The organism is Streptococcus pseudopneumoniae ATCC BAA-960 = CCUG 49455, from assembly GCF_002087075.1.
GTDB classification, from domain to species: domain Bacteria; phylum Bacillota; class Bacilli; order Lactobacillales; family Streptococcaceae; genus Streptococcus; species Streptococcus pseudopneumoniae.
Genome location: NZ_MWSM01000025.1, coordinates 19,967 through 28,629 on the forward strand (window position 1 = coordinate 19,967; position 8,663 = coordinate 28,629).

Consider the following 8,663-nt stretch of genomic DNA (forward strand, 5'->3'; position numbering starts at 1 on the left):
AGCTGACTTCGTCAGTTCTATCTGCCACCTCAAAACGGTGTTTTGAGCTGACTTCGTCAGTTCTATCTGCCACTTCAAAACAGTGTTTTGAGCTGACTTCGTCAGTTCCATCCACAACCTTAAAACAGTGTTTTGAGCTGACTTCGTCAGTTCCATCTACAACCTTAAAACAGTGTTTTGAGCAGCCCGCAGCTAGTTTCCTAGTTTGCTCTTTGATTTTCATTGAGTATTACTTCATTTTCTTCTGAAATGGAGTTGTTACCCAGTCTATGCTATTGAAAATACGCCAAAACTTCTAAGGGTTTGTGGGCGATATAATCAGGCTGATAGTTGAGCAAATCTGCTTGCTCTCCAAATCCCCAAGTGACGGCCAATTTCTGAATGCCTGTTTCTTGAGCTCCAAGCATATCAAACTTGGTATCTCCGATGATGATGGCTTGTTGAGGGACTAGTTGATGTGTCTGCAAGGCCTGGCGAATGACATCTGCCTTATGAGGTGCTTCAGGGCTGGAACCATAGATGCCATCAAAGAAATGATGGATTCCCAAGTTTTTAGTCATGTCTTGAGCGATTGGAGTATTTTTTGTCGTGGTGATGTAGAGTGGATAACTGCTTGATAACTCCTCAAGCAAGTCTACAATCTGAGGAAATAGTTGAGCTTCATAGATGCCTTTTGCCTTGTAGTAAGAACGATATATCTGCACAGCCTCAGCGATTTGTTCTTTGGGCAGGCAGGTCGCAAAACTACTTTCGAGGGGCGGTCCCATAAAACCACGAATCGTTTTGGCATCAGGGCTAGGCACCCCCAGCTCCTTAAAGGTATGGGTAAAGGCATTGTGAATTCCGATAGAACTGTCGACGAGGGTTCCATCCAGATCGAAAAAAATCGCTGTGATAGAGGTCATGGTTTCTCCTATTTGATAAACTTATTCTCCGAAAATTTCTTTTTGGAGGCGACGACCAGTAGGGGTGGTAGCGAGTCCACCTTCAGCTGTTTCACGAAAGGCAGTTGGCATGCTTGCTCCTACTTGGTACATGGCATCGATCACTTCATCCACAGGGATTTTAGATTCGATACCTGCCAAGGCCATGTCTGCTGCGATGAAAGCAAAGCTAGCTCCCATGGCATTACGTTTGACACAGGGAACTTCGACCAAACCTGCAACAGGGTCACAGATGAGGCCTAGCATATTTTTAATGACAAAGGCAATAGCTTGACTGGCCTGATAAGGTGTTCCACCTGCAGCCAGAGTCAAGGCGGCAGCACTCATAGCAGAGGCTGAACCAACTTCAGCTTGACACCCACCCTCAGCACCTGAGATGGAGGCATTGTTTGCGATGACTAGTCCAAAGGCACCAGCAGCAAAGAGGAAATCCAATTGTTGCTCGTGGCTGAGGTCTAATTTTTCAATAGCAGCAGTGAGAACGGAAGGGAGACAACCGGCACTTCCTGCGGTAGGAGTAGCGCAGACCAAGCCCATTTTAGCATTGTGTTCATTGACTGCGATAGCATTTCGGGCAGCAGAGAGAATCGTGTAATCTGATAAAGTTTTTTCGTTTTTGATGTAGTGATCCAATTTGGCAGCATCTCCACCTGTCAGGCCACTACGAGATTTATTTTCATTGAGGCCAAGTTGGACAGAGGCTTTCATAACTTCCAGATTGCGTTCCATGAGAAGGAAGACTTCTTCACGTTCGCGACCGGTCAATTCAAACTCTGTTGTAATCATGAGTTCTGCGACATTTCCTTGAAAGTCCAGATCTGCTTGCTCGACCAATTCTTTGATAGAATAAAACATGCTTCCTCCTATTTAAAGAAATTGACATTATGGAGATGAGGGATTTTTCGAATTTCTTCGATGGCCTCATCGCAGTTGCGACTGTCGACTTCGATAATCATAATGGCTTTTTCACCAGCTTTTTCACGAGTAACATTCATCTGGGCGATATTGATACCATAGCGTGAAAGGGCTTCTGTTACGAGGGCAATCATACCTGGAATATCTTGATGAACAATGATGATAGTCGGTGTATTCATATTGAGAGAGACGGCAAAGCCATTGAGTTCGGTAACCTGAATATTTCCTCCACCGATAGAAATACCAGTCACGCTGATGGTTTTATGGGCATTTTTAACGGTAATTTTAGTGGTGTTTGGATGAGGGGCATTGCTGTCTTTCTGAATAGTCCAGACAATCTTGATACCGCGCTTGTGAGCAATCTCCAGACTGTTTGGAATTTCAGGATCATCTGTATCCATGCCTAAAATACCTGCAACAAGGGCTAGGTCTGTCCCGTGACCACGATAGGTCTTGGCAAATGAGTTAAAAAGTTGGAATTCAACTTCTGTCGGAGTATCATCAAAAATGGAAGAGACAATCTTCCCAATACGAACAGCACCAGCGGTATGGCTACTAGATGGGCCAATCATAACTGGTCCGATGATATCAAAGACAGATTGAAAACGAAGTGATTTCATCAGTTTCCCCTTATAAAAATTCTTATCTCTATTATATCAAAGAATGAGGGGCTTGGCTTTAATTGTGGATGAAAACCTTTCTAATACCTCAAATAGCATAAAAATAGTATCTTTTATGACAAAAAACACCTTATTTAGGGAAATAAAAAATAATTTTGTAATATTTCTACATAAAAGTGTCAAGAAACGGTAATATTTAAAGGGTATGATAGAACTATAGAAAGAAGGAGAATTTTCGAATATGAAATCAATAACTAAAAAGATTAAAGCAACTCTTGCAGGAGTAGCTGCCTTGTTTGCAGTATTTGCTCCATCATTTGTATCTGCTCAAGAATCATCAACTTACACTGTTAAAGAAGGTGATACACTTTCAGAAATCGCTGAAACTCACAACACAACAGTTGAAAAATTGGCAGAAAACAACCACATTGATAACATTCATTTGATTTATGTTGATCAAGAGTTGGTTATCGATGGCCCTGTAGCGCCAGTAGCACCAGCTTCAACGACTTATGCAGCTCCAGCAGCTCAAGATGAGGCTGTTTCAGCTCCAGTGGCAGAAACTACAGAGGTAGAGGAAGAAACTCCAGTAGTAAGTGAAACAGTAGCAGAAGAAACAGTTGCTTCAACTGTAAGCGGATCTGAAGCAGAAGCTAAAGAATGGATCGCTCAAAAAGAATCAGGCGGTAGCTACACAGCTACAAACGGACGTTACATCGGACGTTACCAATTGACCGATTCATACTTGAACGGTGACTACTCAGCTGAAAACCAAGAACGTGTAGCAGATGCCTATGTAGCAGGACGTTACGGTTCATGGACTGCTGCTAAAAACTTCTGGCTTAACAACGGCTGGTATTAAGAAATAACGAACAGAATAATATGAAAAGGTCGAGGAAATCCCTCGACTTTTTATATTTCCTTCGGTTGAGAATAGATCTCTACTTCTTTTTTGAGATGAGACAGCATAGAAGTTTCCTCGGTCAGCTCTAGAAGTGAGAAACCTTTTTGGATAAGTCTAGCGTCATCCCTACAAATCCCGATACGGACATAGCAGATAGCAAGTCTATCGTAGTGCTTCTTTTTCTTGGCATCCTCTAGTAAAGTATAGCAGATTTGTTGACACATGTTTTTGTCTTGATGGTATAAGTAAATGGTGGACAGATTGAGTAGGATTGCCATTCGTAAGTCATATAAATGTTGGTAGTTTTTATAGACTTCCAAGCGTTGCAAGATTTTTCCAGTGATGAGATGGAGGTGTTCAATGGGAAAGCTGAAAAGAATGGTATTGAGGATTTTTAGGTCATTTTCATACCATGTATCTTGTTTTTCAATTTTTTCCCAAAGCTTTTTGATAGTCTGTTTTACTTGGTCTGACAGTTGCTCTGTACCATGTTGACGGATATGAATGACAACTTCCAGCATATCCCTGATCTCTTCTATAGAGAGGTCATGATGGGTCTTGAGATAGTTTTGGCATTTTTGAAATAGTTTTTCGAGTTCACTAGTCCCTAGGATTGAGCTCATATTGAGATAGGTTTGCATGATTTCTGTTCGTTGGCTTGGTTGATAGAGATGGCAGATATAGTCAAACTCTTCAAAACTCATATTGATTTGCTGGAGAAGAAACTCCATATTTTCATATTTGGGAGTTGCTTTACCGCCTTCAATCTTTGATAGGCTGGTTCTTGAGAGGACATTTCCACAGACCTCTTCTTGGGTCAGCCCCTTTGACTCACGTATTTCTTTATAGACCTTTCCGAAATCATAACGCATGATTTTCTCCTTTTCGTGAAAAAAGTTAACAAACAATAAAATTTTGTTAAAAATATTGTATCATAGTAACAGGAATAGTAAAAAAGAAAACTAAAATAATGTGTGAAAAAAGTTAACTAATTTTAAAATAGAATAAAGAAGAGGTATACTATAGATACAAAATATGGATAGGAGGGAAAAAGTATGAATAAAAAAGTTTTTCGCTTTTTAGTTGTTCTTGCTTTCTTATTTAGCATTGCTACGGTTTTCCCATGGAAATGGCCGATATAATGCGCTAGTTGCAAAAATGAAAGGAAGATGAGTCCAATGGATTATTTAGTAATTACATAAGATTTTCTGTGAATGTTAATTTCGTTTTAAGGTAGTTATTCTATAAATTTGAATTCATTATAATTTTGATTTTTAGTTTATTACATTATTTCATAGAAGTTTTAATAAATAATAATATTAAAATATGTGTATTGTAAATGGGATAATAAAGACGATATTAGTTATAGTAGATTAACTCTATAAAGTAAATTACCATAAATAACTGAAATCAATCGTTTTCAATATTCGATTTGAATAATACTTGTTTCTTGTTTTGATACACAATATAAACTTAGCGTTGCTTATTTTGTTAGATTTTTTAAGAATTATGGAGAATAACATGAAAAAATTAATAACATCATCTATAGTAGCATTATCATTATTTGGAGCAGTGGCTCCAACACTTGCTAATGCATCTACGATTTCTAATATAAGTAGTTCAGATAAGGTGGATGAATTTACTTCCGCAGATATAAATATAATTACAAATTACGGACAGTATTCATATGATAAAAAATTGACAGAAGTTGCTTTGAAATTAGAAAATTATTTTTCGAAAAATGAATATGGAGATCCAGTTTTATACGCAACTAAAGAACAGTTAATGGAAGACTTAGAGATTACTGAGCAGGAAGCTGAAGATATATTATCTATTGCAGAATTAGATGTGAGAAAAACTCAATTTAGAGGATTTGTCGGTTTGTATATTAATCTTGGTCCTAAAATTAGAAGTATGAATGGATGGGCTGCTGCGGCTTTTGCAGGTGGCTATTTTGGTTGGTATGCTAAGGAATTAGCAGCGGCAGGACCGTGGGGAGCTGGTGTTGCTGCGCTTGTAACAGCTTCTGCTGCAGCATTAGCTAAATGGGGTGTTGAAAATGGTGTAACTGTCTTGCATCTAGGAGATCACATACCTGGCATTAGTTTGTCTTATAACGTGTATATCCCATAATATGACTCATTTAAAATTTTATATCAAATCTGTTCTTAGTTCATTGGTATTTTTTATCCTTTTAATTTTTTTTATTAAAAATATATATTATCCTGCTTTAAAGATAACTATTGAAGTTATTCTGACATTTTCGATAGGTAGTCTTTGTTATTCTATTTTTTGTAAAACAAATCATGCTGCTTTTCTGCCAATCTCGGTTGTTTTATTTCTGCTGACTCTCTATTTGCTGGGAGGATAGTGTTTTAGTAGGAACTTTGTCAGTTTGCATTTTTCTCTTGTGGGAATGCTACCATTGAAATCTTAGTAGCATTAAGTGGAGTAAATTTGCTGTCAAGATTTTTCAAAAAAAAGAGAAGTAAATAGATTTGTTAGTGGATTGTTAAGACGAAAGGTAAAATTGGGATATACTAAAATAAATCTAATAAATTCTATTATTATAGCTCTTGGTATGATATTGACATTAATTTTGGTATTATCAAGAGTGTATAGAAAATATTTTTATAGAGACGATGATGACTAAAGTTGTTATCAATAAAGCAGGTTTTGCAACTTCTGCTATTAACAGATTTGCAACTTGGATGTCAATTGGTGATGCAATCACAACAATTTGGGCAAATAATGATATTCATCGCAGAGATCTAAACTTAAACGACTTAAGGTGATTGTAAAATGGGTATGAAAATTGAAAAAATTTTTGTTATTGTATTTTTGGCATTTCTACTAATTTCCTCTGTAACTTTTTTAGCATATGATCATGTTGATGAGGAACTAAAGAAATTAATCATTATGATTAATTTAATATTTTTGATTTTAACCATAGCAATGATAGTTTATGCAAAATTAAAAAAAGATAAGGGTGCTGTAAAATTATGATGCGTAAACTAATTGTTTTCTTACTAATGCTTCCTTTTTTAGGCTTGTGGTTAGAGTTGCATGTCTTAGTGAATAACTTGCCATTGAATTTAGAAATTCCCCTTGATTTTGTTATCAGTATGGGTCTTACTTTCTGTAGCTTGATTTTCTCAAAAATAGTTTTAGACCTAGTATATGCATTGAAAGATGTATACAAGAAAGAAGGTCTTATTACAATTTTTCCTTTTATTTTTACAGGAAAGAAGAAAGTAAATGTGCGATTCTCACCCTATTTTTCATTCCACCGTAAAAGTTTGTCTGCTGATGATTTAAAATCGAGGATTATATGGAGTTTTATTCTTGAAATAGCTATTATTCTAGTATTTATTTTAAAAATTCCTTCTGCCCTCATCGTGCTTACTACAATATTTTTTTGGAATATAATGGATATCAACCATATCGTTTTTAATAAGACGGAATTTCTTTTCAATCAAAATAAATGGCAAAAAGAAGATTCGTTTGACAGGGATTTGAGCAATACTTTAAAGGATAAAATACAAAAATCAGAGCTAAATTATTCTGACTTAATGTGTATTCTGCTGTATGATGCGATTAACCAATCTACCTTTTTAACGGATAGCGAGATCTTTGAGGATATTTTGAAAAAAATCGAAGATTCTCAGAACACCCTTCTGTGTACAGGTCTTGCCGAGTTACTGCTGTATGAGATTTCTATTAGTAACAATAATAACTGGCAAGAAAAGATTGATAAAATTAGAATACGGCTCATCAGAATCAATCAACTAGATTTTTTCTATTATACAAGTTGGTTAAGAAATAATTTTAATTTCTGTATGAATAGAGAGTATGATAAGATAAAATCACGAAGGATATTGATTAGTAATAAGAAGATAATCTAGATTCATACTGTTCGTACAACAAATGAAATAATTTCAACTAATTAGGTTTGCAAATCTGTTCATCTATAGAATATGATTAGGCAAAAAAGTATCTTATCTAGGTAACTAAGTGCTATAAACAAAGTCGATGCTCACTTGTTAGGAAACTATCCTAACCATGCTTAATAAAAAAGGAGAAAACAAATGGAACTCGTATTGCCAAATAATTATGTTGATCTTGAACAAGAAGAGATGATGTATCTTGATGGCGGAGAACCAATGTCAATTTCGGCCATTGTTGCCTTGGCTATCACAATTGGTGGCGCATCGTATAGCACAGGATATGTGTTAGGAGAAAGAGTCTACTATTCAGGATATAAAAACTCTGATTATCAAAAAAATAAGTGGGGTATTAGGGGAGCAATGCTGGTTGCATTTGGAGCAATAGGTGCAATAGTTATGCTCGGTTTTGAAAATAGATACTATGCTTTGGTTACTGGTAGAGGATAAAATGTTAAGAGTAATAGTAGTTATTCAATCTTTAGTAATAATACTGCTTGCTGTTGCTTTATTATTATCTCGGAAAAACTTTGATTCGTTAAATGTTGTTCTTATAATGATGATCGTATCACAATTGTTGTTATTAGTATATTTGATAAAATTAGGGAATCAGTGATTAGCTGTTATTTGAATTAAGTAAACTGTTAAGCTTCAAGCAGTAACTGGTTTTAAATATTTAAAATAAGATAAAGGAAGGAAGTCTAATTTAGGTAACTAAACAAAGCCTGCGATCACTTGTTAGGAAACTATCCTAACCATGATTAATAAAAAAGAGAATTTTGATGGAACTCGTATTACCAAACAACTATGTTGCTATTGAGCAAGAAGAGATGATGTATCTTGATGGTGAAGGGTGGCTTGCCTTGCTTTGTGGAGGTGTAGGTGGTGTCGCAAGCGGAATAGCAGGAGCTATAACTGGAGCGGCAGCTGGTGCAGCACTAGGGACAATAACCTTACCAGTTATTGGTACAGTTAGCTATGCATTCATTTTAGCTACTTGTGGTGCAGCAACAGGTTATATGTCAGGCTATATTACCGGCTATAATTTCGGTAGGATATTGGAAAGTAATTTAGGCTGGGACTAGTTATGAAAGATAAAAAAGTACAACTATTTGCGACTATAGTATTTATTATGAATCTATTATTAGCTATCGTGAGTTTATTTGATACTAGTATTTTTAAGCATGTTTTCCTTATAGTGAGCTATCTGGTAATCATGTTTGCCTTTCTTATCTATATTGTTGCTAATACTCAATGAAAATCAAAAAGCAAACTAGGAAGCTAGCCGCAGGTTGCTCAAAGCACTGCTTTGAGGGTGTAGATAAGACTGACGAAG

12 protein-coding genes are annotated in these 8,663 nt (G+C 36.2%); 7 read left to right on the plus strand and 5 right to left on the minus strand.

All coding sequences use genetic code 11. The annotated features are described in order from the left end of the window. From B4W83_RS13400 to sdaAB, 4 genes are all read right to left on the minus strand, one after another. Positions 1-223: hypothetical protein (locus tag B4W83_RS13400; RefSeq protein WP_345694213.1), on the minus strand; the 223-nt coding region annotated here is incomplete at its 3' end. 49 nt (positions 224-272) lie between these two features. Next, on the minus strand, positions 273-905 hold the full coding sequence (locus tag B4W83_RS06565) for an HAD family hydrolase (RefSeq protein WP_000200880.1): 633 nt from the start codon (positions 903-905) through the stop codon (positions 273-275). A gap of 21 nt (positions 906-926) precedes the next feature. Next, entirely contained in the window at positions 927-1,799 is an 873-nt protein-coding gene (gene sdaAA / locus B4W83_RS06570; RefSeq protein ID WP_000500040.1) for an L-serine ammonia-lyase, iron-sulfur-dependent, subunit alpha, read from the minus strand. An 8-nt stretch (positions 1,800-1,807) separates the two neighbouring features. Beyond that, entirely contained in the window at positions 1,808-2,479 is a 672-nt protein-coding gene (sdaAB, locus tag B4W83_RS06575; RefSeq protein WP_000838912.1) for an L-serine ammonia-lyase, iron-sulfur-dependent subunit beta, read from the minus strand. Positions 2,480-2,720: 241 nt separating this feature from the next. Between sdaAB and apf the strand changes: the two genes are divergently transcribed. Continuing rightward, positions 2,721-3,341, plus strand: coding sequence for an aggregation-promoting factor (gene apf / locus B4W83_RS06580; protein WP_000836439.1), 621 nt, complete (start codon positions 2,721-2,723; stop codon positions 3,339-3,341). Positions 3,342-3,391: 50 nt separating this feature from the next. Here apf and B4W83_RS06585 read toward each other — a convergent pair whose 3' ends face one another. Next, the gene (locus B4W83_RS06585; RefSeq protein ID WP_001268181.1) at positions 3,392-4,255 is read right to left on the minus strand and encodes a helix-turn-helix domain-containing protein; all 864 of its coding nucleotides are present in this window, start codon (positions 4,253-4,255) and stop codon (positions 3,392-3,394) included. Positions 4,256-4,904: 649 nt separating this feature from the next. Here B4W83_RS06585 and B4W83_RS06590 point away from each other — a divergent pair. The 6 genes from B4W83_RS06590 (at position 4,905) to B4W83_RS06610 (ending at position 8,412) form a co-directional block, all read left to right on the plus strand. Next, positions 4,905-5,516 (plus strand): hypothetical protein, encoded by a 612-nt coding sequence (locus B4W83_RS06590; RefSeq protein WP_000733993.1) that lies wholly within the window; start codon positions 4,905-4,907, stop codon positions 5,514-5,516. 509 nt (positions 5,517-6,025) lie between these two features. Further along, on the plus strand, positions 6,026-6,178 hold the full coding sequence (locus B4W83_RS13145) for a hypothetical protein (RefSeq protein WP_153299949.1): 153 nt from the start codon (positions 6,026-6,028) through the stop codon (positions 6,176-6,178). 7 nt (positions 6,179-6,185) lie between these two features. Then, positions 6,186-6,389: a hypothetical protein gene (locus B4W83_RS06595; RefSeq protein WP_000525455.1), complete on the plus strand. Its 204-nt coding sequence runs from the start codon at positions 6,186-6,188 to the stop codon at positions 6,387-6,389. Further along, a complete protein-coding gene (locus B4W83_RS06600; RefSeq protein ID WP_000984724.1) occupies positions 6,386-7,288 on the plus strand; it encodes a hypothetical protein in 903 nt (300 codons plus the stop codon). The genes B4W83_RS06595 and B4W83_RS06600 overlap by 4 nt, the downstream gene beginning before the upstream one ends. A 183-nt stretch (positions 7,289-7,471) precedes the next feature. Beyond that, positions 7,472-7,777 carry an SPAR17_0115 family bacteriocin-like peptide gene (locus B4W83_RS06605; protein ID WP_000424423.1) on the plus strand — a complete coding sequence of 102 codons (306 nt, stop codon included), beginning with the start codon at positions 7,472-7,474 and terminating at the stop codon, positions 7,775-7,777. 332 nt (positions 7,778-8,109) lie between these two features. Beyond that, positions 8,110-8,412, plus strand: a complete 303-nt coding sequence (locus tag B4W83_RS06610) for a hypothetical protein (RefSeq protein ID WP_000424403.1) — start codon at positions 8,110-8,112, stop codon at positions 8,410-8,412. The last annotated feature ends 251 nt before the right edge of the window (positions 8,413-8,663 follow it).